The organism is Nonomuraea deserti (assembly GCF_004348685.1).
Taxonomy (GTDB): domain Bacteria; phylum Actinomycetota; class Actinomycetes; order Streptosporangiales; family Streptosporangiaceae; genus Nonomuraea; species Nonomuraea deserti.
Genome location: NZ_SMKO01000156.1, coordinates 1 through 24,797, shown reverse-complemented (window position 1 = coordinate 24,797; position 24,797 = coordinate 1). Strand labels below are relative to the sequence as shown.

The 24,797-nt window shown below is 71.2% G+C and carries 24 protein-coding genes; 15 read left to right on the top strand and 9 right to left on the bottom strand.

Annotation, left to right across the window (positions count from 1 at the left end; all coding sequences use genetic code 11):
* Positions 1-1,390 (bottom strand): GAF domain-containing protein (locus E1292_RS37585; RefSeq protein ID WP_132602593.1); only part of this gene is annotated, 1,390 nt, incomplete at its 3' end.
* Positions 1,391-1,758: 368 nt separating this feature from the next.
* Between E1292_RS37585 and E1292_RS37580 the strand changes: the two genes are divergently transcribed.
* From E1292_RS37580 to E1292_RS37560, 5 genes are all read left to right on the top strand, one after another.
* Entirely contained in the window at positions 1,759-2,109 is a 351-nt protein-coding gene (locus E1292_RS37580; RefSeq protein ID WP_171055572.1) for a YbaB/EbfC family nucleoid-associated protein, read from the top strand.
* A gap of 2 nt (positions 2,110-2,111) precedes the next feature.
* Positions 2,112-2,711: a recombination mediator RecR gene (gene recR, locus E1292_RS37575; RefSeq protein ID WP_132338813.1), complete on the top strand. Its 600-nt coding sequence runs from the start codon at positions 2,112-2,114 to the stop codon at positions 2,709-2,711.
* Entirely contained in the window at positions 2,704-3,234 is a 531-nt protein-coding gene (locus E1292_RS37570; protein ID WP_132602590.1) for a DUF5063 domain-containing protein, read from the top strand. The genes recR and E1292_RS37570 overlap by 8 nt, the downstream gene beginning before the upstream one ends.
* A gap of 88 nt (positions 3,235-3,322) precedes the next feature.
* Positions 3,323-4,597: an aspartate kinase gene (locus E1292_RS37565; protein ID WP_132602587.1), complete on the top strand. Its 1,275-nt coding sequence runs from the start codon at positions 3,323-3,325 to the stop codon at positions 4,595-4,597.
* Complete coding sequence (locus E1292_RS37560) at positions 4,594-5,655, top strand: aspartate-semialdehyde dehydrogenase (RefSeq protein WP_132602584.1); 1,062 nt, start codon at positions 4,594-4,596, stop codon at positions 5,653-5,655. Before E1292_RS37565 ends, E1292_RS37560 begins: the two co-directional genes overlap by 4 nt.
* A gap of 55 nt (positions 5,656-5,710) precedes the next feature.
* Here E1292_RS37560 and E1292_RS37555 read toward each other — a convergent pair whose 3' ends face one another.
* Entirely contained in the window at positions 5,711-6,613 is a 903-nt protein-coding gene (locus E1292_RS37555) for a hypothetical protein (RefSeq protein ID WP_132602581.1), read from the bottom strand.
* A 174-nt stretch (positions 6,614-6,787) separates the two neighbouring features.
* Between E1292_RS37555 and E1292_RS37550 the strand changes: the two genes are divergently transcribed.
* The 4 genes from E1292_RS37550 to E1292_RS37535 all read left to right on the top strand — a co-directional run bounded on the left by E1292_RS37550 (position 6,788) and on the right by E1292_RS37535 (position 10,584).
* Positions 6,788-7,456 (top strand): TetR/AcrR family transcriptional regulator, encoded by a 669-nt coding sequence (locus E1292_RS37550; protein ID WP_132602578.1) that lies wholly within the window; start codon positions 6,788-6,790, stop codon positions 7,454-7,456.
* 320 nt (positions 7,457-7,776) lie between these two features.
* Positions 7,777-8,736, top strand: coding sequence for an LLM class F420-dependent oxidoreductase (locus E1292_RS37545; RefSeq protein WP_132602575.1), 960 nt, complete (start codon positions 7,777-7,779; stop codon positions 8,734-8,736).
* A gap of 8 nt (positions 8,737-8,744) precedes the next feature.
* A complete protein-coding gene (locus E1292_RS37540; protein ID WP_132602572.1) occupies positions 8,745-10,163 on the top strand; it encodes an amidase in 1,419 nt (472 codons plus the stop codon).
* Between the two features lie 67 nt (positions 10,164-10,230).
* Positions 10,231-10,584: a YkvA family protein gene (locus E1292_RS37535; RefSeq protein WP_132602569.1), complete on the top strand. Its 354-nt coding sequence runs from the start codon at positions 10,231-10,233 to the stop codon at positions 10,582-10,584.
* Here the strand turns inward: E1292_RS37535 and E1292_RS37530 are convergent.
* The 4 genes from E1292_RS37530 to E1292_RS37515 all read right to left on the bottom strand — a co-directional run bounded on the left by E1292_RS37530 (position 10,581) and on the right by E1292_RS37515 (position 13,951).
* A complete protein-coding gene (locus tag E1292_RS37530) occupies positions 10,581-11,777 on the bottom strand; it encodes an amidohydrolase family protein (protein WP_132602566.1) in 1,197 nt (398 codons plus the stop codon). The two genes, E1292_RS37535 and E1292_RS37530, sit on opposite strands and share 4 nt — an antisense overlap.
* Positions 11,778-11,867: 90 nt before the next feature.
* Positions 11,868-12,602 carry a tyrosine-protein phosphatase gene (locus E1292_RS37525; protein WP_132602563.1) on the bottom strand — a complete coding sequence of 245 codons (735 nt, stop codon included), beginning with the start codon at positions 12,600-12,602 and terminating at the stop codon, positions 11,868-11,870.
* A 9-nt stretch (positions 12,603-12,611) separates the two neighbouring features.
* Complete coding sequence (locus tag E1292_RS37520; RefSeq protein ID WP_132602560.1) at positions 12,612-13,424, bottom strand: SURF1 family cytochrome oxidase biogenesis protein; 813 nt, start codon at positions 13,422-13,424, stop codon at positions 12,612-12,614.
* A gap of 47 nt (positions 13,425-13,471) precedes the next feature.
* Entirely contained in the window at positions 13,472-13,951 is a 480-nt protein-coding gene (locus E1292_RS37515; RefSeq protein WP_132602557.1) for a winged helix-turn-helix transcriptional regulator, read from the bottom strand.
* Between the two features lie 59 nt (positions 13,952-14,010).
* On the opposite strand from E1292_RS37515, the gene E1292_RS37510 reads away from it, so the two are divergent.
* Positions 14,011-14,496, top strand: coding sequence for a GNAT family N-acetyltransferase (locus E1292_RS37510; protein ID WP_132602554.1), 486 nt, complete (start codon positions 14,011-14,013; stop codon positions 14,494-14,496).
* A 26-nt stretch (positions 14,497-14,522) separates the two neighbouring features.
* A complete protein-coding gene (locus E1292_RS37505) occupies positions 14,523-15,119 on the top strand; it encodes a TetR/AcrR family transcriptional regulator (RefSeq protein ID WP_132602550.1) in 597 nt (198 codons plus the stop codon).
* Positions 15,120-15,219: 100 nt separating this feature from the next.
* On the opposite strand, the gene E1292_RS37500 is transcribed toward E1292_RS37505, so the two are convergent.
* Positions 15,220-15,438: a hypothetical protein gene (locus E1292_RS37500; RefSeq protein WP_246090603.1), complete on the bottom strand. Its 219-nt coding sequence runs from the start codon at positions 15,436-15,438 to the stop codon at positions 15,220-15,222.
* 232 nt (positions 15,439-15,670) lie between these two features.
* Here E1292_RS37500 and E1292_RS37495 point away from each other — a divergent pair, with 232 nt between their 5' ends.
* The gene (locus E1292_RS37495; protein ID WP_132602544.1) at positions 15,671-17,068 is read left to right on the top strand and encodes a DUF7059 domain-containing protein; all 1,398 of its coding nucleotides are present in this window, start codon (positions 15,671-15,673) and stop codon (positions 17,066-17,068) included.
* Positions 17,069-17,342: 274 nt separating this feature from the next.
* Here the strand turns inward: E1292_RS37495 and E1292_RS37490 are convergent, their stop codons facing one another.
* Positions 17,343-20,426 (bottom strand): AfsR/SARP family transcriptional regulator, encoded by a 3,084-nt coding sequence (locus E1292_RS37490; RefSeq protein WP_132602541.1) that lies wholly within the window; start codon positions 20,424-20,426, stop codon positions 17,343-17,345.
* Positions 20,427-20,892: 466 nt separating this feature from the next.
* Entirely contained in the window at positions 20,893-22,179 is a 1,287-nt protein-coding gene (locus E1292_RS37485; protein WP_132602538.1) for a pyridoxal phosphate-dependent aminotransferase, read from the bottom strand.
* A 79-nt stretch (positions 22,180-22,258) separates the two neighbouring features.
* On the opposite strand from E1292_RS37485, the gene E1292_RS37480 reads away from it, so the two are divergent.
* The 3 genes from E1292_RS37480 to E1292_RS37470 form a co-directional block, all read left to right on the top strand.
* The gene (locus tag E1292_RS37480) at positions 22,259-23,278 is read left to right on the top strand and encodes a LysR family transcriptional regulator (protein ID WP_246090602.1); all 1,020 of its coding nucleotides are present in this window, start codon (positions 22,259-22,261) and stop codon (positions 23,276-23,278) included.
* A 91-nt stretch (positions 23,279-23,369) separates the two neighbouring features.
* A complete protein-coding gene (gene rnhB / locus E1292_RS37475) occupies positions 23,370-24,041 on the top strand; it encodes a ribonuclease HII (protein ID WP_132602535.1) in 672 nt (223 codons plus the stop codon).
* A gap of 52 nt (positions 24,042-24,093) precedes the next feature.
* Positions 24,094-24,797: LLM class flavin-dependent oxidoreductase (locus E1292_RS37470; RefSeq protein ID WP_132602532.1), on the top strand; the 704-nt coding region annotated here is incomplete at its 3' end.

The window sequence follows — 24,797 nt, the reverse complement described above, 5'->3', positions numbered from 1 at the left end:
GGGAGTCGGTGGGGGGCAGGGCGGCGAGGCGTTCGAGCACCTCGTAGTCGTCGCGTCCGTTGCAGGTCTGCGCGTACGCCCAGAGGTCGCTGGGTGTGCCTCGCCGCAGCAGGCAGGCCCGCACCTGGGCCTCCAGCTCGTCGCGTTCCCTGCGGATCTCCGGCGACTCCGAGCGCAGCAGCAGGGGGCCGTTGTAGGCGCGGGCCAGCGAGGCCGGGTCGCCCGCGGCCAGGTGGCGGCGCAACTCCAGGAAGTCGGCCTCGATCGGGCAGGTCAGCCGGTACGGTTTGGCCGCGATCGCGTTCCCGAACTGGGCGCGCAGCCGGTGGATCTCCGCCCTGATCGTCACGGGGTTGCCGGCGTCGCCGTAGAGCAGGAACGACAGTTGCTCGGCCGTCAGCCCGTGGGGGTGGAGGGCCAGGAGGGCGAGGAGTTCGGCGTGCCGGAGCGACAGGGTCTGTTCGCGGTCGCCGAAGGTGGCCGTGGGTGTGCCTTCGCCGAGGAACGTCATGGTCAGGGTCGGCGGTGTGGTGGCCGGCGAGGGGCGCAGGAGGAAGCCGCCGGAGAAGGGTTCGATCAGGGCGACGGAGCCGTCTCTGAGGAGCATGCGCTGGGCCTGGTTGCCGAGGGGGACACGCTCGCCCAGGCAGCCCGACGGGTCGCCGGAGATGACGCGGCCGGTGGACGACAGCAGGATGCCCGGCCGCCCGCGCAGTGCTTCGTAGCGGCGGCGGAGGCGTTCGTCGCGTTCGTGCATGCGCAGGGCGAGCTGGGATTCGGCGAGCTTGGCCGTGGCGGCGACCAGGGCGACGGTGGCGGGGTGGAGGCTGCGGGCGGTGCCGCTGACGTCGACGCAGCCGATGACCTGGCCGGAATCGGGGTCGCTGATCGGGGCGGCGCTGCATGACCAGACGTGGAGCACGCGCATGAGGTGCTCCTCGGAGTAGACGTGCATGGGCCGCCGGATCGCGAGGGCGGTGCCGATGCCGTTGGTGCCGACGTTGTGCTCGGCCCACTGGTGGCCGTCGGCGAGGCCGATCTGGTCGGCGCGGCGGATGATCGCTCGGTTGCCTTCCCGCCACAGGACGCGCCCGCTGTCGTCGGTGACGATCATCACGTGGTCGATCTCGTCGGCCAGGCCGGACAGGGTGTCCACGAGGAGGGGGAGGAGGGGCGCCAGCGGGTGGGCCTGGCGGACGTCCTTGATGTAGGAGGGGTCTAAGACGGAGGGCGCGTTCAGCTTCTCCGGGTTGATGTCGGCTTCGAGGGAGCGACGCCACGATGCTGTGATCAGACGGCGTGGGGACTCCGGCCAGTCCTGGCCGGTCGCCACCGCTTCGTGTGCCCCGCGTAGAGCGCGGGAGTAGTCGTCGAGATGGGCGTAACTCATTGGTCACTCCAAGTAGTCAGCTCGACTATCCGTCTTGAAGGCCCTTCGCGCAACCCGTTCGCGAGGATTGCACAGAGTGATCAAATGGACGCAACCTGTGCGCAACGTTCGCGCCCATAGCGTTCCTGACCAACGCGCCGGTTCGCCGGCGCGAGGCCGGGTCTTGGACGCTGGAGGGGGGTCTGAGACCCGGCCGGACACGTCCGAAGACTCGATGGACGCCCGGCCGGGAACACGCCGGACAGCGAGCGGATCATACGGGCACAGGCCCCGGGACGAAACATGGGGACGCCACCAGTACATGACGCCGCCCAAACACCGTAGGCTCGTGGCAGTCAAGAACGCGGAGCCACGAGGAGCGCACGACGGTGAACCCAGGGGATGTCAACCTGCAGCAGCTGCTGGAGCAGGCACAGCTCATGCAGCAGCAGCTTGTGAGCGCCCAGCAGGAGCTCAACGATGCGCAGATCGAGGGCTCAGCAGGCGGCGGCATGGTCACCGCCGTCGTCAACGGCTCGGGCGAGCTGCTCGAACTCAAGATCGACCCGAGCGTGATCGACGCCGGCGACGCGCAGGACACCGCTGACACGATCGCCGACCTGGTGATCGCGGCCGTCCGCGACGCCGTGCGCGCGGCCGCCGATCTGCAGCAGGAAAAGCTCGGCCCGCTCGCCCAGGGGCTGGGCGGCGGCGGCCTCGGACAGTTGCCAGGGTTCTAGGCATGTACGAAGGGGTCGTCCAGAATCTGATCGACGAGCTGGGGCTGCTGCCCGGCGTCGGTCCCAAGAGCGCGCAACGGATCGCGTTCCACCTGCTGGCGGCCGACCCAGCCGACGTCAAACGGCTGGCGCACGCGTTGCTGGAGGTCAAGGAGAAGGTCCGTTTCTGCCGCACGTGCGGAAACGTGGCCTCCGAGGAGGAGTGCCGCATCTGCCGCGACGCGCGCCGCGACACTCACGTGATCTGCGTGGTCGAGGAGTCCAAGGACGTCGTGGCGATCGAGAAGACGCGCGAGTTCCGCGGCACCTACCACGTGCTCGGTGGCGCGATCAGCCCGATCGACGGTGTCGGCCCCGACGACCTGCGCATTCGTGAGCTCATGACACGCCTGGCCGACGGCCGCGTCACCGAGCTCATCCTCGCCACCGACCCCAACCTGGAAGGGGAGGCGACGGCGACCTACCTCGCCCGTCTGGTCAAGCCGATGGGTGTGAAAGTGACACGACTGGCCAGCGGTCTGCCTGTGGGCGGTGACCTCGAATATGCCGACGAGGTCACCTTGGGCCGCGCGTTCGAAGGACGGAGGCTGCTGGATGTCTGACGAGTGGAGCGCGCTGGCGGAAGAGATCGCCGGGCACGCACAAGACTACGTCGACGGGCTGACGAGGGTCGCGGGTGGCGAGGGCGGCGACGCCATCTGGTCGCTGCTGCTGGTGGAGGTCGCCCAGGTGAGCCTCGCGGGCGCCAAGCTGGGCGCCAACCGTGACGTGATCCTGGCCGGCAACTACGAGCCGCCGATGAGCGAGGACCCCGACATCGACGGCGTGCGCACAGCGCTGGCCGAGCGGCTCGAGGCGGTCGACGACTACGCCGAGGTGTTCGACCCGTACAAGGACACGGGGGTCACCCCCTACCGGCTGTCCGACGACCTGACCGCGGTCGCCGCCGACCTCATCCACGGGCTGCGCCACTATCACGCGGGCCGCCCGCACGAGGCGCTCTGGTGGTGGCAATATTCTTATTTCAACACGTGGGGAAATCACGCGGGCGCCGCCATGCGGGCGCTGCAGGCTCTCGCCGCGCACTCGCGGCTCGACGTGGCCGAGGAGACCACCGCGGTCTGAAGAGCGTCCACATGGTGGCATGGCCCATCGGGCGCATGAGACGGCCCCAGTAGACTGGCAGCTCACAGTCCAGACCGGGAGACTTCTTGTGGCCCTCGTTGTGCAAAAGTACGGTGGTTCGTCCGTCGCCGACGCGTCCTGCATCAAGCGGGTCGCGCAACGGATCGTCGCGACGAAAAAAGCCGGCAACGACGTGGCCGTGATCGTCTCCGCGATGGGCGACACGACTGACGAGCTGCTCGATTTGGCCGAGCAGGTGTCGCCGCTGCCTCCGGGCCGCGAGCTCGACATGCTGCTGACCTCGGGCGAGCGCATCTCGATGGCCCTGCTGGCGATGGCGATCGCCAACCTCGGCCACGAGGCCCGCTCGTTCACCGGCTCCCAGGCGGGTCTGATCACCAATTCCGCGCACGGCAAGGCGCGCATCATCGACGTGACGCCGAGCCGCATCCGTGAGGCGATCGACCAGGGTCACATCGCGATCGTGGCGGGCTTCCAGGGTGTCTCGCAGGACACGAAGGACATCACCACGCTGGGCCGGGGCGGCTCCGACACCACGGCGGTGGCGCTGGCGGCGGCGCTCGAGGCCGACGTGTGCGAGATCTACACCGACGTCGACGGCGTCTACACCGCCGATCCACGCATCGTGCCCGCGGCGCGGCAGATCCCCAGGATCTCCTACGACGAGATGATGGAGATGGCCGCCTGCGGGGCGAAGATCCTGCACCTGCGCTGCGTCGAGTATGCTCGCCGCTTCAGCCTGCCGATTCACGTACGCAGCTCGTTCAGCACCAAGGAAGGCACGTGGGTCGTCTCCGACCCTTACACCGAAGGAACCGAGATGGAGCAGCCGATCATCTCCGGCGTCGCACACGACCGGAGCGAGGCCAAGATCACTGTTGTCGGGGTGCCCGACAAGGTCGGCGAGGCTGCCTCGATCTTCAAAACGCTGGCTGACGCCGAGATCAACATCGACATGATCGTGCAGAACGTCTCGGCCGCGGCCACCGGTCGCACCGACATCTCCTTCACGTTGCCCACGGCCGACAGCCAGGCCGCGCTGACGGCGCTGAAGAAGATCCAGGAGCGGATCGGTTACGAGTCGCTGCTCTTCGACGACCAGATCGGGAAGGTGTCGCTGATCGGAGCGGGCATGCGCTCGCACCCCGGCGTCACGGCGACGTTCTTCGCGGCCCTCGCCGACGCGGGGGTCAACATCGAGATGATCTCCACGTCGGAGATCCGCATCTCTGTGGTGGTCGGGCAGGACGGTGTCGACGCGGCCGTGGCGGCCGCGCACCGTGCCTTCGATCTCGACGCCGACCAGGTCGAAGCCGTGGTGTATGGAGGAACTGGACGATGAGCAGCAGGCCCAATCTGGCCCTGATCGGCGCGACCGGCGCCGTGGGCACCGTGATGCGCGACATCGTGTCGACGCGTGAGGACATCTGGGGCGAGATCCGTCTCGTCGCCTCGGCCCGTTCGGCGGGCAAGGTCCTGCGCGTACGCGGCGAGGACGTCGTGGTCCAGGCGCTCGCGCCCGAGGTCTTCGACGGCATCGACGTGGCCATCTTCGACGTGCCCGACGAGGTGTCGGCCGAGTGGGTGCCGATCGCGGCCGCGCGCGGCCCGGTGGTGATCGACAAGTCGGGCACGTTCCGCATGGAGCCCGACGTGCCGCTGGTGGTGCCCGAGGTCAACCCGCTCGACGCGCGCAACCGGCCGCGCAACATCATCTCGACGCCCAACTGCACGACGCTGTCGATGATGGCGGCCATGGGTGCGCTGCACGCCGAGTTCACGCTCACCGAGCTGGTCGTCGCCTCCTACCAGGCGGTGTCGGGCGCCGGCGTGGCCGGTTCCGGGCGGCTCTACGACGAGGTCGAGGCCGTGGCGGGCGACCGCAGTCTCGGTCAGGTGGCCGGCGACGTGCGCAGGGTGCTGACCGACAAGCTGCCCGGCGAGTCGCCGTTCCCGGCGCCGATCGCGTTCAACGTGGTTCCGTGGGCCGGCTCCTACAAGGACGGCGGCTGGGCCTCCGAGGAGCTCAAGCTCCGCAACGAGTCCCGCAAGATCCTCGGCATCCCCGGCCTCAAGGTCTCCGCGACCTGCGTGCGCGTTCCCGTGGTCACGACTCACTCGCTGGCCGTGCACGCGCGGTTCGAGCGCGAGATCACGGTGGCCGACGCGCATCGTGTGCTGGAGGCGGCGCCGACGGTGGTCCTCATGGACGACCCGGCCAACGGGGTCTTCCCGACGCCGCTCGACGTGGTGGGCAACGACCCGACCTACGTCGGCCGTGTCCGCCAGGCGGTCGACTTCCCCAACACGCTCGACCTGTTCGTCTGCGGCGACAACCTGCGCAAGGGGGCGGCGCTGAACGCGGCGGAGATCGCCGAGCTGGTCGCGTCCGAGAAGTGACCGGGTGATGTGGTGTGACGCCGTGGGTGCCGCACGGCGTCCGCCGCAGCGCAGGTCACCGGAAGAGGATGTCCCAGTGGTCGCCTTCGTCGGCGAAGACGGTGCCTGATCCGGATCGGTAGAGCCGGGCGCCGTCGCTGCGGCTACCGGCCCGGTCGCTGATCTTCTTGATGTGCCGGTCGATACAAGAATTGTGTGAAATATCCAGCTTGTAGCCGTTGCCGTGGCTGTACTGGCCCGGCGCGTGGCCGGTCTCCGTGCCACCCGTCACCATGATCGGGCAGCCGCTCTCGCGCTTCAGCTGGATGATGCCGGCGACGGTCCCGGCGCGCACGGAGTCGAACGAGGTGCAGTGGTGCCGGTGCTTGCTGGTGCAGTTGCCGGTCGACTTCGTACGCAGGCCCGAGCTCCGCAGCCAGCCGGCGGCGGTGGCGTGGGTCAGCTGCGCGGCCGCCTGCCGGGGCATCACGCGCGCCAGGTCCACGCTGGCGCGCTTGTGAGCCTTGTGCCGCCGCGTGTGGCGCTTGCCGGCCACCTTGGTGCGTTTTCGTGCCTTGGCGGCCTGTGGCCGGCGTTCCGCGGGCGAGAGGTTCGCCCGCGGCTGGGCCGGCAACGGCTGCGTGTGCGTCGTGCCCGGCACCTGCGTGCCTTCCGTGAGCCACCGCAGGTCGTCCAGCGGCCAGTTCTGCAGGGCCGCCAGATCGTCACGGTTCATCATGAGGTTCTCGCGCGCCGAGGGTCCGGCGGGAAGCGGCCTGGTTTCCGAGGCGCTGGATTGCGCCTCCGCCATGGCCGCCCGCAGCGGTTGCGGGAGGGGTTCCTCCCACCCGCCGGGCCCGGCCTCGTTGGGGCCGCTCCCTGTCCGCTCCCCATCGGGGTGGGAGGCGGCGGAGGCGGCCGAGGCCAGCGCGATGATGGTGATCTCTATGCCGAGGAGCGCGACTACGATGAGGCGCACTGTTCCACGTATCCACATGTCGATGCCTTTTCGCGGAAATAGCCCTTCCGCCTGAAACGACAATCCCACCATTCACAGGAGATAACTCATGCCGCGGATGCAACTTTGCCGTGGATCGGCGATCACCGTGCGGCTCCATGACCTAACCAGGTTTCCCGACGTACAGTGACGAACGTGTCCGAAGCCCGAAACCGCGGATCGGAGAGCACCCGGGAGCTCATCGTCGAGACGGCGTTGCGGCTGTTCAGGGAGCGCGGCTTCGACGCGACCACCATGCGCGCCATCGCCGCGGAGGCCGGGGTGTCCGTGGGTAACGCCTACTACTACTTCGAGAGCAAGGAGGCGTTGATCCAGGCGTACTACGACCGCGCCCAGGCCGAGCACGAGGAGGCCTGCAAGGAGTTCCTGGCGACCGAGGAGGCGTTCGCGGCCCGCCTGAGCGGGGTGCTGCGCGAGTGGGTACGCGTTTCCGAGCCCTACCACGAGTTCGCCGTGAAGTTCTTCAAGCACGCGGCCGAGCCGACCAACCCGCTGAGCCCGTTCAGCGCGCAGTCGTCCCCGGCGCGGGAGGCGTCCATCGCGATCTACCGCCAGGTCGTCGAGGGGTCGCGTGACCGCATGAACGCCGAGCTGCGTGAGGAGCTGCCCGAGCTGCTGTGGTTGTTGTCCATGGGGATGGTGCTGTTCTGGGTTCACGACACCTCTCCGGGGTGCGCCCGTACGTACCGGCTGATCGAGGTCACGGTGCCGCTGGTGGACCGGCTGGTCGGGCTGTCGCACCTGCCGGGGCTCCGGGGGATCACCAAGGACTTCATCGCGGCGGTCCACGAACTCCGTGCCTAGCCCCCATACCGAGCGGTTGGTACGGTTGGACGCGTCCAGCGTCCAACCGCAGGCTGCGGGCGGAGCACGCGCCTACGGGCCGGACGCGTCCAGCGTCCACCGGAGGTCGCGGGCGGAGCACGTGCCTACGGGCCGGACGCGTCCAGCGTCCACCGGAGGTCGCGGGCGGAGCACGTGCCTACGGGCCGGACGCGTCCAGCGTCCACCGCAGGCTGCGGGCGGAGCACGTGCCTGACGGGCCGGATGCGTTCAGCGTCCCACCGGAGGTCGCGTGCGGAGCACGTGCCCGGGGTGGGGCGCAACCGAGCTGGAGGCCGTGCATGACGCAGAAGTGGGGCATGACCATTCCCTTCTACGACCGCTCGCTCGCGAGGTCGCAGGAGCTGATCGCGGAGTTGCCCGGGCTCGGCTACACCGACGCGTGGTCGGCCGAGGTGAACGGCGTCGACGGGTTCACGCCGCTGGCGCTGGCCGCGCAGTGGGCGCCGGGGATCAGGCTGGGCAGCGCCATCGTGCCCGTCTCGACGCGCGGTCCCGGGCTGCTGGCCATGTCCGCGGCCACGCTGGCCGATCTGGCGCCCGAGCGGTTCGTGCTGGGCATCGGGGCGTCCTCCCCGGCCATCGTGGAGCGGTGGAACGCCGGCACCTTCGACAAGCCGTACGCGCGCACCCGTGACACGTTGCGGTTCCTCAAGAGGGCGCTGGCCGGCGAGAAGGTCTCGGAGGCGTACGAGACGTTCGAGGTCAAGGGGTTCCGGCTGGAGCGGGCGCCGAAGGCGCCGCCGAAGATCGTGCTGGCGGCGCTGCGGCCGGGCATGTTGCGGCTGGCCGCCGCCGAGGCGGACGGCGCCATCACCAACTGGCTCTCCCCGCATGACGTACGCCGCGTGCGCGCCGAGATCGGCCCCGGCACCGAGCTGATCGCCCGCCTGTTCGTCTGCGTGAGCGAGGACGCCGCCCAGGTGCGCGAGATGGCCAGGCGGATGCTGGCCGGCTACCTGACCGTCCCGGTCTACGCCGCCTTCCACGACTGGCTGGGGCGCGGCGAGACGCTGCGGCCGATGCACGAGGCCTGGGCGGCCGGCGACCGGCAGGCCGCGCTGAAGGCCATCCCCGACGAGGTGGTCGACGACCTCATCGTGCACGGCGACGCGGCCACCTGCCGAGCCAGGATCCAGCAGTACGTGGACAACGGGCTCGACACCCCCGTCCTCGCCCCCATCCCCGGCGGCGAGGTCTCCATCGACCAGGCGGTGCGTGACCTGGCTCCCCAGGCCTAGGAGGCGACGTGGACGACGTACTGAGGCTGGACGCGATCGCCCAGGCGCGGGCGGTCAGGGAGAGGCAGGTTTCGGCGCGCGAGCTGGCCGAGGCCGCGATCGCCCGCATCGAGGCCCGCGACGGCGAGCTGAACGCGGTCATCCACCGCCGTTTCGAACGCGCGCTGGCCGAGATCGACGCCATTCCGGCGGACGCGCCCTTCAGAGGGGTGCCGATGCTGCTCAAGGACCTGGGCTGGCGGCAGGCGGGGGAGCCGTACAGCGCGGGCTCCTCGGTGCGCGACGGCGCCGTGGACGCCCCGGACGGGTACGGCGTCGTCAGCCTGCGCGAGGCCGGGTTCGTCGTGCTCGGGCGGACCAACACCCCGGAGTTCGGCTCCACGATCACCACGGAGCCGCTGGCGTTCGGCCCCACGCGCAACCCGTACGACCCGGCGTATTCCGCGGGCGGGTCGAGCGGCGGATCGGCGGCGGCGGTGGCGGCCGGGATGGTGGCGCTGGCCACCGCCAGCGACGGGGGCGGCTCGATCCGCATCCCCGCGTCCATGTGCGGCCTGGTGGGGCTCAAACCGACGCGCGGCCGGGTCAGCCTGGGCCCGGCCATGGGGGAGGGGTGGAGCGGGTTCTCGTGCCCGGGCTTCGTCAGCAGGAGCGTGCGGGACACGGCGGCGGCGATCGACGTCGTCGCGGGCATGCGTCCCGGCGACCCGTACGACGCCCCTGCGCTGCCGGGCCCGCTGGCCGCGGAGGTGGGTGCGGATCCCGGGCGGTTGCGCATCGGGTTCCTCGCCACGCATCCCAGGGGCGACGTGCCGGAGGCGCCCGAGGTCGCCGAGGCCGTCACACGGGCCGCGGAACTGCTGGAGTCACTGGGCCACGACGTCGCGCCTGGAGGCCCCGAGGCGCTCGCGGAGCCGGACTTCCCCCGGCACTTCGGCGCCATCGTGGCCAACCATCTGGCCGCGCAGGTCGCGGGCCTGGGCGCGGCGCGCGGCAAGCCCGTGGACGTGGAGGAGCTGGAGCCGCGTAACGCCGCCATGGTCGGCGCGGCCCAGGAGCACAGCGCGGCCGACCACATCCTGGCCACGCAGTGGATCGACGGCTTCCGCCGGCGCATGACCGCCTGGTGGGGCGCCGGCCACGACCTGCTGCTGATGCCGTCGCTGGGGGTCGCGCCGTTCCCGCTGGGCTGGATCCCGCCGACCGACCTCAGCCTGAGCCTCGGCAGGACGATGCACGCGGTGGCCTACACCTCGCCGGTCAACGCGAGCGGGCAGCCCGCCGTCTCGCTGCCCCTGCACAGGACCGCGGCGGGGCTGCCGGTGGGCGTGCAGCTGGTGGCGGCGGCCGGCCGGGAGGATCTCCTGATCCGGGTGGCCGCGCAGGTCGAGCGGGCCCGCCCGTTCGTGCATGCGGCGCTGGCCTGATCGGCAGGAACTCGTGGCCGCGGCGACGCGTTATGTCGTGAAGAGCCAGGGGTAGGGGGTTGTCATGATGGCTAAGGCAGCACGCGCGGCGGCGGCGTGGCGGACCTATCGCGAGGTGACCAAACCCGGGTCGCCCGCGTTGATGACCAGGGTCCGGGCGATCCCGCGGATGATCGGCGCGGTCATGCGCGGGCAGTACGACGGCATGGGCAAGGGCAAGCTGGGCCTGCTCGCGCTCGGCGTGGTCTACATCCTGTCGCCGGTCGACGTCCTGCCCGACTTCCTGATGCTGATCGGCGTCGCCGACGACTTCGGCGTGTTCCTGTGGCTGCTCGCCTCCCTGCTGGGCGAGAGCGGGCGCTACGTCCAGCACGAGCGCACCGTCATCAAGGGCCGCGTCGAGAGCCTCGAACAGGCCTAGATCTCCTCCATCCGCAGCCAGGCGCGCGACGGCAGCGGGTGGCCGAAGAGGCGGGCCGCGTTGCCGTACGCGACCCGCGCGATGTCGGCGGGCGGCAGCGTGCCGAGGTTGTGCGCCACCGACTTCTGGGTGTCGGGCCACGTCGAGTCGGAGTGGGGATAGCCGCTTTCCTGGAGCACGTGGTCGAGGCCGACGGCGAGCCGCACCCCTGACAGCGCGTGGTCGTCGCGCGTGCCGAAGAAGAAGTTGCGGCGCAGCACCTCGCTGGGCTTGAGCCCGCCCTCCCACGACGCCTCACCGGCGACCGGGTGGTCGAGGGCGTAGTCGGCGCGCTCGGCCAGCATCGGCAGCCAGCCGACGCCGCCCTCCACGATGAGGATGCGCAGCGCGGGGAAGCGCAGCGGCAGCCCCGACCAGAGCCAGTCGGCGCAGGCGAACATGGCGCTGGTCGGCATCAGCGTGGTGATGGCCTCGAGGGGCGTGTCGGGGGAAGGCACGGGCGACCACGACGAGTCGCCGGTGTGCAGGGCGACGACGGTGCCGGTCTCCTCGCAGGCCGCGAAGAACGGATCCCAGTGGCCGGAGTGGATCGACGGCAGCCGCAACCGGGTCGGGAACTCGGGGAACACCACGGCCTTGAAGCCCTTGGCGGCGTTGGCGCGGATCTCCTTGGCGGCGAGGTCGGGATCGGGCAGCCAGGGGAGCTGCAGGCCGATGACGCGCTCGGGGTAGGTGCCGGCCCAGACGTCGATGTGCCACTCGTTCCACGCCTTGACCAGGGCCAGGCCGAGCTCCTGGTCGCGGGTCCTGGCGAACGGCATGCCCGACTGGCCGGCCAGCATGCCGGGGAAGCAGAGGGCGGCCCAGATGCCTGCGACGTCCATGTCCTTGACGCGGGCCTCGATGTCGTGGCAGCCCGGGCGCATGTTGTCGAACCTGACGGGGTCGAGGGTCCACTGCTCGCGGGGCAGCCCCGCGCCGACGTCGATGCCGGCGCACGGGTAGGTGGCCCCGCCGTAGCGCCAGACCTGGTGACCCGCCTCGGTCTCCACGACCTTGGGCGCGACCTCGGCGTATTTCTCCGGCAACCGGTCATCGAACAGGTCGGGAGGCTCGATCAGGTGATCGTCGGCGGAGATGATCACGTAGTCGCGCCGCCTCGGGTCTGGGTCGGGAAGCAGCGGCGTAGTCACGCACGTAACCGTACGACGAGGGGATAACGTCGAACAAGCTGCGACGTATCCGTTGGGTCTCCGAGATCACACATCGGGAGCCGAGTCCTGTCAAGGAGCTTCGGCCAGCAGGTGGCCGCGCAGCTCGTCGATGGTGTCCTGGGTGATCCCGAGGACCTGGTCGGCGTACGCCTCGACCGAGCCGTGCCGGTGTGCGAGGTCGGTCAGGAAGAGCCGCATGGCCTCGGCCGGGGCCAGACCGAAGCCGGGCCACGGCGACGTGCCCGGGTGTCTCCTGTTCCAGTCGGCGATGAAGCGGTCGGTGGCCAGCCCGGTGAGCGCGTAGTCGGCCACGATGTCGTCCTCGTCGACCCCCGCCAGCGACAGGACCAGCGCGGTGAGCACGCCGGTGCGGTCCTTGCCGGCGGCGCAGTGGATGACGGTGGGGGCGTTGTCGGCCCGCGCGATGGTCTCCAGGGCGGTCCTGAGGTTCGCCACGCCGTCCTCGGTCACCTCCAGGTAGCGGTCGGCGAGGTAACGCTCGATGCCGATCTCCTCGTCGTAGGTGGTGGCGGTGTCCCAGCGGCGGCCCTCGATGGGCAGGTTCTGGTAGAGCAGGCCGTCGGTCTCGGGCACGCGGCCGTTCTTCTCGATCTCGAACGCGTGCCGCAGGTCGATGACGGCGCGCACACTCAGGTCGCGGAAGGTCGTGAGATCGTCTCCTGCCAGCCAGCCGAGGGAGTCGGCCCGGTAGAGCCGCTGCCACCGGACGATGCGCCTATCTTTCGTGAAATATCCGCCTACGTCGCGGAAATTGCAGAGGTTGGTGAACGTGATGTGCCGCACTTCACCACCCTAACGGGGAGCGCTCTCCGCTTCCTCGGCTTCCGACGCCTCCGCGCCCTCCGACCCTTCTGACGCGGCCCTCCGCTCGGCCACCTCGCGGCGGATCAGCAGGATCCACCCGCCGATGGCGATGCCGATGAACAGCCACCACTGGACCCCGTAGGCCAGGTTGAGGCCGCCGCCTGCGCCCACGTCGGGCGCCGGCACCGGGGCCGGCGCCGCGGCCGGCCGCGGCTGCTGCCCGGTCAGCTCCACGTAGCCGCCCACCAGCGTGTACGGGAGCCCTTTCCCGATCCTGCCGATGTCGATCAGCAGCACCTGGCCTGGAGGCAGCCCCGAGCGCTCGCGGATGCCGCTGGACTCCTCGGTCTCGCCCGGGCGTAGCCGGCCGGTGACGGTCACCTGCCCGGCGGGGGGCGGCGGGACCTCGGGCGGGGTGTCGGCGGTGGCGCCCGCCTTGACCCAGCCCCTGTTGACGATCACCGCCGTGCCGCGGCCGGTGACGAGCGGGGTCAGGACGTAGTAGCCGGGCCTGCCCTCCTGGGGGCGCCGGCGGACGAGCAGGGCGTGGGACGGGTCGTACGTGCCCGCCACCGTCACCTTCCTGAACCGGTCGTCCTCGCGGACCGGCCGTCCGGGGGCCGCCAGCCGCTCCAGCGGCACCGGCGCGGCCTGGATGTTGGCGGTGACCCGCTCGCTGTTGGCGGACCGCTCTTCGAACCGCCCGAACTGCCACCGCCCGAGGAACACGAAGGCGGGGATGACCAGCAGCACCACCACGTGGAGCGCGAGCCACCGAGGCGTCAGAAGGAACCGGTACACGCTCTCAAGACTAGGCGCAAGGAGGGTCGCCACCTGCGGCGGGCCGCTCACGCGCTCCTGAGCTCGGCTCCCTCGCCGGGGATGGGCGTGATCTCGCGCGGGCCGCCCACCTCGTGGCCGTCGGCGCAGCGGAAGTGCTGCTCGACGGGGGCGCCGCAACCGCGGTGGGTGAGCCGGACGGGCGGCCCGTCGTCGTTCGTCAGGTATTTGTCACCCCAGTGCATGAGCGCGACCATCAGCGGATAGAGGTCGCGGCCCTTGTCGGTCAGCCGGTATTCGTCGCGCTGGCGCTGCCCCGGCTCGCGGTAGGGCTCTTTGCGCAGCAGGCCCTCGTCGACCAGCCGGGCCAGGCGGGCGCTGAGCACCTGGCGGGGGGCGCCGGTGATCGCCTGCATGTCGGCGAAGCGCCGCACGCCGCTGAACGCCTCGCGCAGCACGAGGAAGGTCCACTTCTCCCCGACGATGTCCAGGGTGCGCTCGATCGAGCAGTTGTCCGCTCGGAAACCCATACGAGACGGCACGTTCATTTGACCATTATACCTGAGTTCAATTGACAGACCCAGATGAAGCAGGGCAGGCTGAGTTCATGCATGGAACTCAGATCCGCCAGGCCTGCCCTGATGACGAGGAGCGGATCAGACGCTTCCTGGCGGGTCTGTCGCTGCACACGCAGACGCTCCGCTTCTTCACCGGGGTCGCCAACCCCGGCGGCGGGCTCGTGCGGACGCTGCTCGCGGTGGACGAACGCCGCGACGCCCTCATCGCCACCGCCGGGTGCGGAGAGATCGTCGGCCACGCCATGAGCTATCAGGGCGAGTGCAGCGACGTGGAGATCGCCGTGGTGGTGGCCGACCGGTGGCAGGGATTCGGGATCGGGCCGCGGCTGGTCGACACGCTGCTGACGCGGGCCGCCGTACGCGGGGCGAAGACCGTGGGGATGGACGTCATGGGCGAGAACCGGCGGGTGCTCAGGCTCATCCGCAGGCTCTGGCCGGACGCCGAGATGACGGTCGCCTCAGGGTCCGTGGCAGTGACCGCTATGATCAATCAGGCCGGGCTATTTGCGGAATAACGTTCTGGTGGCACACCATTGACAGCGTGAAGAGTGTCAAGAACGGACGCGACGGCCGGACCCGCATCATCGAGGGTGCCCTCCGCCGGTTCAGCCAGGACGGGGTCTCCGCCACCACGCTGGCCAGCCTCCGCGAGGAAAGCGGCGTGAGCGTCGGCAGCTTCTACCACCACTTCGCCAGCAAGGAACATGTCTTCGGCGTGCTGTACGCCGAGATCCTCACGGCCTACCAGAGCGCCTTCCTCGCCGAGCTGGTCAGCCACGACGAGGCCCGCGACGGCATCGAGGCCGTGGTGGCCTTCCACATGCGCTGGGCGGGCGAGCACCCCGAGCGGGCCAGGCTGCTGGTCAGCGAGCGCCCTCCCCGTAAGAACGAGCCCGGCGGCGCCGAGGTGGCCGAGGCACGCCGCGCGTTCTTCCGCAAGGTCTCCGACTGGTGGCGCCCCCACATGAAGAACGGGCTGCTCCAGCCCGTCCACCCGACCATGTGCTACGTGTTGTGGCTGGGGCCCGCACAGGAGATGTGCCGCCTGTGGTTCGCGGGCGCCCACACGCCGACCGGCGAGGAGATCAAGGGCCTGGGCGAGGCGGCCTGGCAGAGCCTGCGCCAGCGACCCGAATAGCGGGCCGCGCGGCCACGCCGCGGGCGGGCGGCCCCGTCACGCCGGTTGCCGGCCGTCGCCGGCAGGTGTCCCGTCACGCGGTCGCCGGCGGGCAGTCCCGTCACGCCGGTCGCCGGCCCGCCGGCACGCGCCAGCTGACCCTGCCGAGCGAGATGTCGAGCCGCATGTCGCCGCGCTGCCTGCGCAGCCCCGGCACGCGTACGCGGGCGAGCACGTCGTACCTGCCCTGGTGCGGATAGCCGAACCCGAGCTCACCCGGCAGCACGCGCAGGTCGTCGCGGTTGCCGCAGCGCGGGCAGGTCCACGAGACGAGGTCCATGCCGCGGTGGTAGCTGGAACAGGCGCGGAAGTAATCGTCGGGAACAAACCGGGAATCGCAGGCCAAACAGGGGATCAGCATGGGTCCGCTCCTCCGGATGACGCGCTGGCCTCTCTAGGCATATCGCGTCCCGGATGCCCGGCGCAGGCAGAATACCGGGGCAGATCGGTAACAGTATGAACGCTCTCGGTATCGGATCATGCGTAGGAGTCCGCGATGAAAGGATGGACTTGTGGAACGACTGCGCGATCATCTCCTGGAGACCGGTTACACGATCGACGGCGTACGCGAGCGTCTCGGCGCGATGGCCGCCTCCGCGCTGTCCCGGGAGGAGCTGGTCCCGGCGCTGCGCGCCACCGCCGACGGTGACCCGCTGGCGACGCTGATCAGGTTGTGGTGGCTCGGCGTTCCCGTGCCGGCGAGCGCACTCCCGCCGGACGTCATGCGATCCGGGCTGGTCGAGACCGACGGCGACCAGGTCCGCGCGACCGTCCACCTGCAGCCCTGGGAGACCGGCGGCTACCTCGTCTCCGACCGCAAGGTCCGGCCAGGCGACCCCGCGCTGCGGCCTGACCACGTCGTGGGGGCCGGCGGCGCCTCGGCCAACCTGGCCCAGCTCGTCACCCGCCGCCCGGTCGGGCGCGCGCTCGACCTCGGCACCGGGTGCGGGGTGCAGGTGCTGCACCTGGACGGGCGGGCCGAGCACGTCGTGGCCACCGACCTCAACCCGCGGGCCCTTGAGCTGGCCAGGCTGAGCTGGCAGCTGTCCGGCGTCTCCGGGGTGGACGCGCGCACCGGCTCGATGTTCGAGCCGGTGGAGGACGAGTCGTTCGACCTCATCGTGAGCAACCCGCCGTTCGTGATCGCCCCTGAGGGGAGGCTGACCTACCGCGAGTCGGGCGCCGAAGGCGACGGCTTCTGCCGCGACCTCCTCCGCGAGACGCCCCGCCATCTCAGCCCCGGCGGCCAGGCCCACTTCCTGGCCAACTGGCTGCACGTCGAGGGCGAGGACTGGCACGACCGCGTCGGCGGCTGGCTGCGCGAGACCGGCTGCGACGCCTGGGTGGCGCAGCGCGACGTGCAGGACCCCGCCGAATACGTCGAGCTCTGGCTCAGGGATGCCGCCGAGCAGGGCACCAGGGGCTACACGGAGCACTACGACCGCTGGTTGTCCTGGTTCGAGGAGCGCAAGGTCGAGGCCATCGGATTCGGCTGGATCACGATGCGCAACTCGGGCACGCTCGACCCGGTCGTGCGCGTGGAACATCTCACCCATCAGGTCAGCCTTCCGGTCGGCGACTACGTCGACTCGGTGCTCGACGCCGTCGCGGCCGCCCACCGGGCCGGCGACCTCGACGCCGCGCGGCCGCGTACCGTCGACGGCCTGCTCGACGAGCGGATCGGCCTGCCGGGCGCGGAAGACCCGATCCGCATCGTGCTGCGGCAGACGCAGGGGCTGCGCCGTACGAGGGAGGTCGGCACGGTGGAGGCGGCGCTGGCCGGCGTCTGCGACGGCGAGCTGGCGCTCGGGCCGCTGCTCAACGTGATCGCCGAGCTGGTGGGCGACGGCGAGATCCCCAACGCCGACGCGGTCAGGCCCCTCATCGCCGAGGGATACTTCCTGCTTTGATCCGGCATTGATCGGACGTTGACACTCCGGGTGGAGGCTCTAGGCCAAGACACGGCCTTGGGGGGTTCGAGGGCCGTGTCAGGTCCGGCCGGTCGTCTGTGTGAGGCGGCTGCCGCCTCGCGGAGCATCCCGATGACCGGGCCCCCTAGCGACGCGTGGCGGCGAAGGACGACCGGCCGGGCTGAACCTCAGTCGATCACGAGCACATCGTGACTCCCTAAGGACAGCCTTGATCAACCATGTGTGGATGACACGTCTGGACGACGAGCTGTACTCAGGACTCGACGACGGTCTCGCCGTCGGTCCCGGCGACGGGCTCGCCAGCGGGGATGCCGTCGGTCCCGGCGACGGGCTCGCCTGCGGGGATGCCGTCGAGCAGGACCTTGAGATCGCCGGCCTCGGGAGCGCCGAGCCGGGAGAAGATCTCGAAGGCCTGCCGTAGGCAGTCGAGACTCCTCCCCACGCTGCCGGGCCCGTGATCGAGACCGCGCAGGGCCTTGCCGAGGACGGTGAGCGAGAGCGCCTCGCCGTAGGGGTGGCCGATCTCGCGGGAGACCAGGAGGGCCTGCTCGGCGTGGCGTACGGCCTCGGGGTAACGCTCGGCGGCGATGAAGGTCTCGGCCAGCCTGGAGCACACGCGCTGCTCCCAGACCCGTTGCCTGCTGGCCCGGAAGAAGGCCAGGCACTCGGCGTGGTGGTGCACGGCCTCGGTGAGCCGGCCGACCCGGGAGAGCACGATGCCGAGGTGGTAGCGGGCGCGTGCGGTGCCGGCTCCGCTGCCGATCTCGGTGAAGATGGCCAGACCCTTCTCCGCGGCGGCGATCGCGTCGTCGGGGCGGCCCAGGCCCAGGTGGTCGCGGGCCGAGTAGCTGAGCACCAGAGCCTCGCCGGCCGGCACGCCGTTCTCGCGGTAGAAGCGCATCGCGGAGTCGAACAGGGACAGCGCCTCGGTGTGGCGGCGCTGCCTGCCGACCACGACGGCCAGGGCGTTCAGCACCTCACCGGTGACGACCTTCTCGCCGCGCTCGCGCGACAGCTCGTCCACGCGCCTGAAGTGCTCCTCGGCCTCCCTCAGCCGGTTGCCCGCGAACAGCACCCGGCCGAGCACGTAACGGGCGCGCAGCTCGCCGGCGGTGTCGCCCATGGCCAGCGCGGCCGCCAGCACCGCCCGCGTGCTCTGGTCGAACTCGCGCGTGTGCGTGCCCGACTCCAGCAGCGGCTCCATCGCCACCAGCAGGTCGGCGGCGGGCAGGAGGTGCTCGGCGGCACGCGCGGACGCGGCGGCCTGGTTGATGGCGGCGAACAACGAGTCGCCTTCGGCGATCAGCCACGCCACGGCCTCGTCCACGCTCGTGAAGGTGCGCCCGCTCCCCACCACGACCAGGTTGGCCGAGATCATGCTGCCCTCGTACGCCAGCCGGTGCGCGGACTGGGCGGAGGCCAGGTAGAAGCCGAGCAGCCGGCGCAGCGCCATCGTCCTGGCCTGCGGCCGCTCGGTCTTCTCCAGCTCCCGCCTGGCGAACAGCTTGAGCAGGTCGTGGAAGCGGTAGCGGCCCGGCGCGGGCGCCTCCAGGAGGCTGGCGTCCACGAGTGACTCCAGCACCTCCTCGGCCTCGAACGCGCTCATCGACAGCACGGCCGCCGCGGCCCCCGAGGAGATGTCGGGGCCGTTGGGCAGCGCGAGCAGCCGGAACGCGCGGGCCTGCGGGGCGTCCAGCTGCCCGTAGCCGAGCGCGAACGTGGCCTCGACGGCCAGGTTGCCCACCCGCAGCTCGTCGAGGCGGCGCTGCTCGTCGGCCAGCCTGGGCACCAGGGAGGCGACCGTCCACGACGGGCGCGCGGCCAGCCTGGCGGCCACGATCCGCACCGCCAGCGGCAGGAACCCGCAGGCGGCCACCACGTCCATGGCCGCGCCGCGCTCGGCCGAGACGCGCTCGGGCCCGGCCACGGCGGCGAACAACGACAGAGCCTCGTCCGGCTCCATCACGTCGAGGTCGATCAGCCGCGCCGACGGCAGATCGGCCAGCTTGCCCCGGCTGGTGACGACGGCCGCGCACCCGGCGGAACCCGGCAGCAGCGGGCTGACCTGCTGGGCGTCGCGGGCGTTGTCGAGCAGCACGAGGATGCGGCGCTCGGCGAGGATCGACCGGTAGAGCGCGGAGCGTTCCGCGAGGCCCTCGGGGATGACGTCCGGCGGGATGCCGAGCGCGCGCAGGAACGCCCCGAGCGCCGACTCGGGCGCGGTGGCCTCGCCGGAGTAGCCGCGCAGGTCGGCGTAGAGCTGGCCGTCGGGGAAGACCTCGTCGACCTGGTGGGCGACGTGCACGGCCAGCGCGGTCTTGCCGACGCCGCCGATGCCGGAGATCGCGACCACCGGCACGCCCTCGGGCGACGACTGCGCGGGCGAGCCGGCCGACACCATCGTGCGCAGGCGTACCGCGATCTCCTTGCGGCCGGTGAAGTCGCTGACGGCGGCGGGCAGCTGCGCGGGGCGCGGCAGGTCGAGCGCCTGCGGCTCCTCTTCCTCCAGCGGCTCGCCGGCGGACGCCTCGTCGTCGGGGACGGGCGCGGCGGCCAGCGTGGGGTCGGCGGCCAGGATGCGCTGGTGCAGCGCGGTCAGCTCGGGGCCGGGCTCGATGCCCAGCTCGTCGACGAGCGCCTCCCGCGTCTCGGTGAACACGTTGAGCGCGTCACCCTGCCGGCCGCAGCGGTAGTAGGCGAGCATGAGCTGGGCCCGCAGCCGCTCGCGCAGCGGGTGGTCGGCGGTCAGCGCGATCAGCTCGGAGACGACTTTCGCGTGGTTGCCCAGCTCCAGGTCGACGTCCATGAGCGTCTCGACCACGCTGATGCGGCGCTCGATCAGCCGGTCGCGCTGGTGCTCGGCGTACGGCCCGACGGCGCCGGCCAGCGGCTCGCCCTCGAACAACGACAGCGCCGCCCGCAGCGCCCTGGCGGCCTCGGACAGCCTGCCCGCCCTGCGCGCGGACTCGGCCTCGCGGATGCCGCGTTCGAAGCGGGTCAGGTCGAGCGCGTCGCCGGGCAGCCGCAGCGCGTAGCCCCTGCCGATCGACGTCAGCAGCTCCGGGCGGGACCGGGCGGGCCGGTCGGGTTCGAGCACCGTACGGAGCCTGGAGACGTAGGTGCGCAGAGCGCCGAGGGCCCGCGGCGGCGCGTCCTCACCCCAGACCGCGTCGATCATCTCGTTGGGAGTGACCGCGTGCCCTTCCCGCAGCAGCAGCATGCCGAGAATGGAACGCTGGAGCGGGGTGCCGAGGTCGAGTTCCCGGCCATCACGCCACGCGCGGACAGGACCGAGCACGGCGAACCGCAGCCCGCCTGGAACGCTCTGACCAGCCATGCCGTCTGTCTCCAAGCCATGGAACGATTTGGTACCAAATGATAGATCCATCGCTGCTCGTCACCTAGACGCCGGCTGATCGTTCACCGAGCCGTTGATCCGCCGTTAATCAGGCGTTGAGCTCGCCCCTGGATGCTGATGGTCGGCTGGGTATGACACTCAGATCGACACAGAGCACACCGCGGGGGCGTGTCATACAGAGCGCCGGCCGGCAGGCAAAAATACCGGCCCCGCCCAGAAAGTTCGGGCGGGGCCGTGACGGACGGATGACCTGGTCACCTCGGCCGGTGCCGGTCTCCTGGCGAGCCGCCAGGAGTCCGGAGCGGGCGTGGGCACATGATGAGCGCGTGCGTTCACGCGCGGGGGAACTCGTTCACCGGTGGCTGCGGACTGGGTGTTTCCACAGGTCGACGACCCCTTGTGGGGGTGGGGCAACCGGCTTGCCGGGCCTTCGGGCAGGGATCGCCTAGCCGCCACAGGGTGCGGGGACGAGCGCGGGCGCCGGTGCGGCGGTCGCGCCGTGCCGTACGAGCGAGAGCTCTTTCAAACCCCTCGACAGGTGGTTGAGGCTGGCCGCGATCCACGGGAGCTGGAGCGGGTCCGGGCTGGTCAGAGCGGTCAGCCGCTCCTGTGCGGTCTCGCCGTAGAGCAGGCTCACCGCCACCCTCATCCTGGCCGCGGCGGGGTCGTCGCCGAAGGCGTGTCCCGGCAGGACGCCGATGCCGTGGTTCTCCAGCAGAAGTTTGGTGATCTCGGTGGAGCCGCCGAGTCTCAGGTGGCTGAGGTCGGGGTAGAGGTAGAAGCCGCCCTGCGGGGTGGGCACGTCGGCGCCGATCTCCAGGAACCTGTCGAGCACGGCCCGCGCGACCAGGCCGTGCAGCCGGCGGCTGCGGGTGATGCGCTCGGTCAGTTCACGCGGATCGCCGAAGGCGTAGGCCGCGGCCTCCTGTACGGGCGCCGCGGGCGCCGACCAGATCTCGCTGGCCACCGCGAGCAGGCGGGCGCGCAGCTCGTGACCGTCGTCAGGAAGCCGGGCGACGCCGATCCGCCAGCCGCCCAGGGCCAGGCTCTTGCTGAGCCCCGTGGTGACGATCGTGCGCTCGGGTGCGAGGTCGGCCGGGGAGGTGTACGGCAGAGCGGGGTCGTGCAGCAGGTCCCGGTAGATCTCGTCCGAGATGATCATCAGGTCGAGCTCGCGGGCGACCTCCACCAGGCGGCCCACGGTCGCCGGCGTGGCCAGCCGTCCCGTCGGGTTGTCGGGCAGCGTGACCAGCACCGAGCGCACGGTCCTGCCCTGTGCCCTGGCCAGCCGCACCTGGGCGGCCACCAGGTCGGGGTCGGCCACTCCGCCCTCTCCTGGAGGTGCGGGCACCAGGATGGGGCGTGAGCCCACGAGATCGGCCTGCGCGGCGTAGCTGACCCAGCTGGGCATGGGCAAGACGATGTCTCCGCCGATCGCCAGGAGCAGGCCGTACAGCAGTGACTTGCTGCCGGGCCCGCAGACGACCAGTTCGGGGTCGGTGATGAGCCCCCGTCGTGTCCAGTAGCCCGCCGCCGCGATCCGCAACCCGGACGCCCCCGCGACCGGTCCGTAACCGTTGTTCTCCGATGCGGCGGCCAGCCTCTCGCGCAGCGCCGGGTGGACGGGCAGACCGGCCTCACCGAAGGCCAGGTGCAGCACACGTTCCCCGGCGCGTCGTCTTCGTTCGATGTCCTCATTTGCCGCCAGAGTGGCGGACAGAGTTACCGTCATGTTTGTCACGTTCCCAGCGTGGTTGCCATCAGGCATCAGGACAAGCGAGGCTTTTCATGGGTAGGCATAAGGAAGTCTGATGCTGGAATTGCGGCGTTTGGTGCTGATCTGCGAATTCGCACGCCGAGGAAGCATCTCGGCGACTGCCGAGTCGCTGGGGTACAGTCCTTCGGCCGTTTCGCAACAACTCGTCGCGCTCGAACGTGAGACCGGCACGGCGCTGATCGACAGGACCGCGCGCAGCGCCGAGCTCACCGACGCGGGCCGCCGGCTCGTCGTGCACGCGGAGCGCATCCTGTCCATGGTCGAGGAGGCCGAGTCCGATCTGTCCGCGCACGCGGGCAAACCGTCGGGACGGGTGGTCGTCACCGCCTTCCCGACGGCGGCGGTGGCGTTCGCGCCCGCGCTCGCGCGCTCGCTGCGCCGCCACACGGAGCTCACGCTGCGGCTGGGGCAGAGCCGGTCGGGGCGCGGGCTGCGCGAGGTGCAGTCGGGCGAGGTGGACATCGCGCTCGTGGACGACTGGTACGGCCGGGTACGCGACAGCGAGAGCCTGCGGGTGTTCCCCCTGCTGCGCGACCCCCTGGTGCTGGTCGTGCCGCGCAAGCACCGCCTGGCGGACCCCGAGGTGCCGCTGGACCTGCGTGAGCTGCGGGACGAGGCGTGGATGGCCACGCCCGACGGCGAGCCGTCGCGGCTGGCCGTGGACCGCCTGCTCGTGGACGTGGGCGGCACCCGGCCGACGCCGTGGGAGTTCGAAGGGCTCGGGACCATCCTGTCGCTCGTCGCCAAGGGCATCGGCATCGCCGCCGTGCCCGCGCTGGCGCTGGCCGCCGGGGTGCGAGGGCTGGCCGTGCGGCAGTTCCCCGGCAACCCGGTGGGACGCGACGTGCACGCCGTCGCCAGGAGCTCCAGCGTCAACCGGCCGTCGGTGTCGGTGACGCTGAGGGCCATCCACGTGGCCGCCCGCTACATCGCGGCCGACCTCGAGCCGGTACGCCCGGCGGAGCGGCGGCGCCCCGAGGACGACATGCTCGCCGACTGGCCCGAGCCGGTCCGCTCGACCAAGGACGTGGTGGGCCGGTCGTTCGGCGAGTGAGAGCCACGCTCCGGCCACGACCGCGCATCGGCCGGCCGTTCGGCCACGACGCGCCCCCGGGCCGGTCGTGGAGGCGATAGCGTCTGCCAATATGGCGCCGACGTACGACATCGAGCACCTCCTGCTCTCCCAGCACAGCGTCCGCACGGTCGCGGGGGTCGACGAGGTGGGCAGGGGCGCGTGGGCGGGCCCGGTCACCGTCTGCGCCGTGGTCACCGACCTGTCCGAGCCGCCGGCGGGCCTGACGGACTCCAAGCAGGTCTCCGCGGCCAGACGCCCGCCGCTCGCCGCCGAGCTGGCCGCGTGGGCGGTCGGCGTCGGCTACGGCGAGGCCACCCACGAGGAGATCGACGCGCTCGGCATGACGCGGGCCCTGCGCAGGGCGGCCCGCCGGGCGCTGGAGGCGCTGCCCGTGCGCCCCGACGCGGTGATCCTCGACGGCAAGCACGACTACATCGGTCCGCCCTGGCCGGTGCGGCTGGAGATCAAGGGGGACGCCGCGAGCATCTCGGTCGCGGCGGCGTCCGTGCTGGCCAAGGTGCGGCGCGACGCCTACATGGGGACGATCGGCTGCGACGAGTACGGCTTCGCCGAGAACGCCGGCTACCCGTCGCCGCTGCACCAGGAGGCCCTCGCCCGGCTGGGGCCCACCCCGCACCATCGTCTTTCGTGGTCCTACCTGGACGATCTGCCGCAGTGGCGGCATCTGAAGCAGCACCGGGATCCGCTGGCGGGCGAGGGGCAGGCGACGCTCTTCGGCTGACCGGAGGCTCTGGGGTGGCGGCTCGTTCCGGGTGACCGCCATGATGGATCGGGTGCGAATCGGCATTTTTCTGATCGCGGCGCAGTTTCCCGGCCAGGAAGCCGGGCGCGTGCTGTCCGACGCCGTCGAGCTGGTCGTGGCGGCGGAGGAGGCGGGGTTCGACGACGCGTGGATCGCCGAGCACCATTTCATGTCCTACGGCGTGTGCCCGTCGGCGACCACCCTGGCGGCGGTCGCCGCCGGCCGGACCACCCGCATCGGGCTGGGCACGGCCGTGAGCGTGCTGTCCACGCAGCATCCGGTGGCGCTGGCCGAGCAGGCGGCGATGTTGCACCACCTTTCCGGCGGGCGGTTCACGCTGGGTGTGGGCAGGGGCGGGCCGTGGGTGGATTTGGAGGTGTTCGGCACGGGGGCCGAACGGTTCGAGCGGGGCTTCGGGGAGTCGCTCGACGTGCTGCTCGACGCCCTTTCCCGGGGCCGGGTGGCGGCCGGAGGGGAGTTCTTCCGGTTCAGGGAGGTCGGGGTGGTGCCGGAGGCGGCGATGCGGCCGGTCGTCGCGTGCACCTCGGAGTCGACGGTGGGGCTGGCGGCGGCGCGCGGCCTGCCCATGCTGCTCGGCATGCACATCGGGGACGCGGAGAAGGCGGCGCTGGTCGCGGACTACGCGGCGCGCGGGGGGACGGCGGCCGGGCACGTGGCGGCGGGGGTCGCGTACGTGGCGGACTCGACGGCCCAGGCGGTGCGGGAACTCAAGGC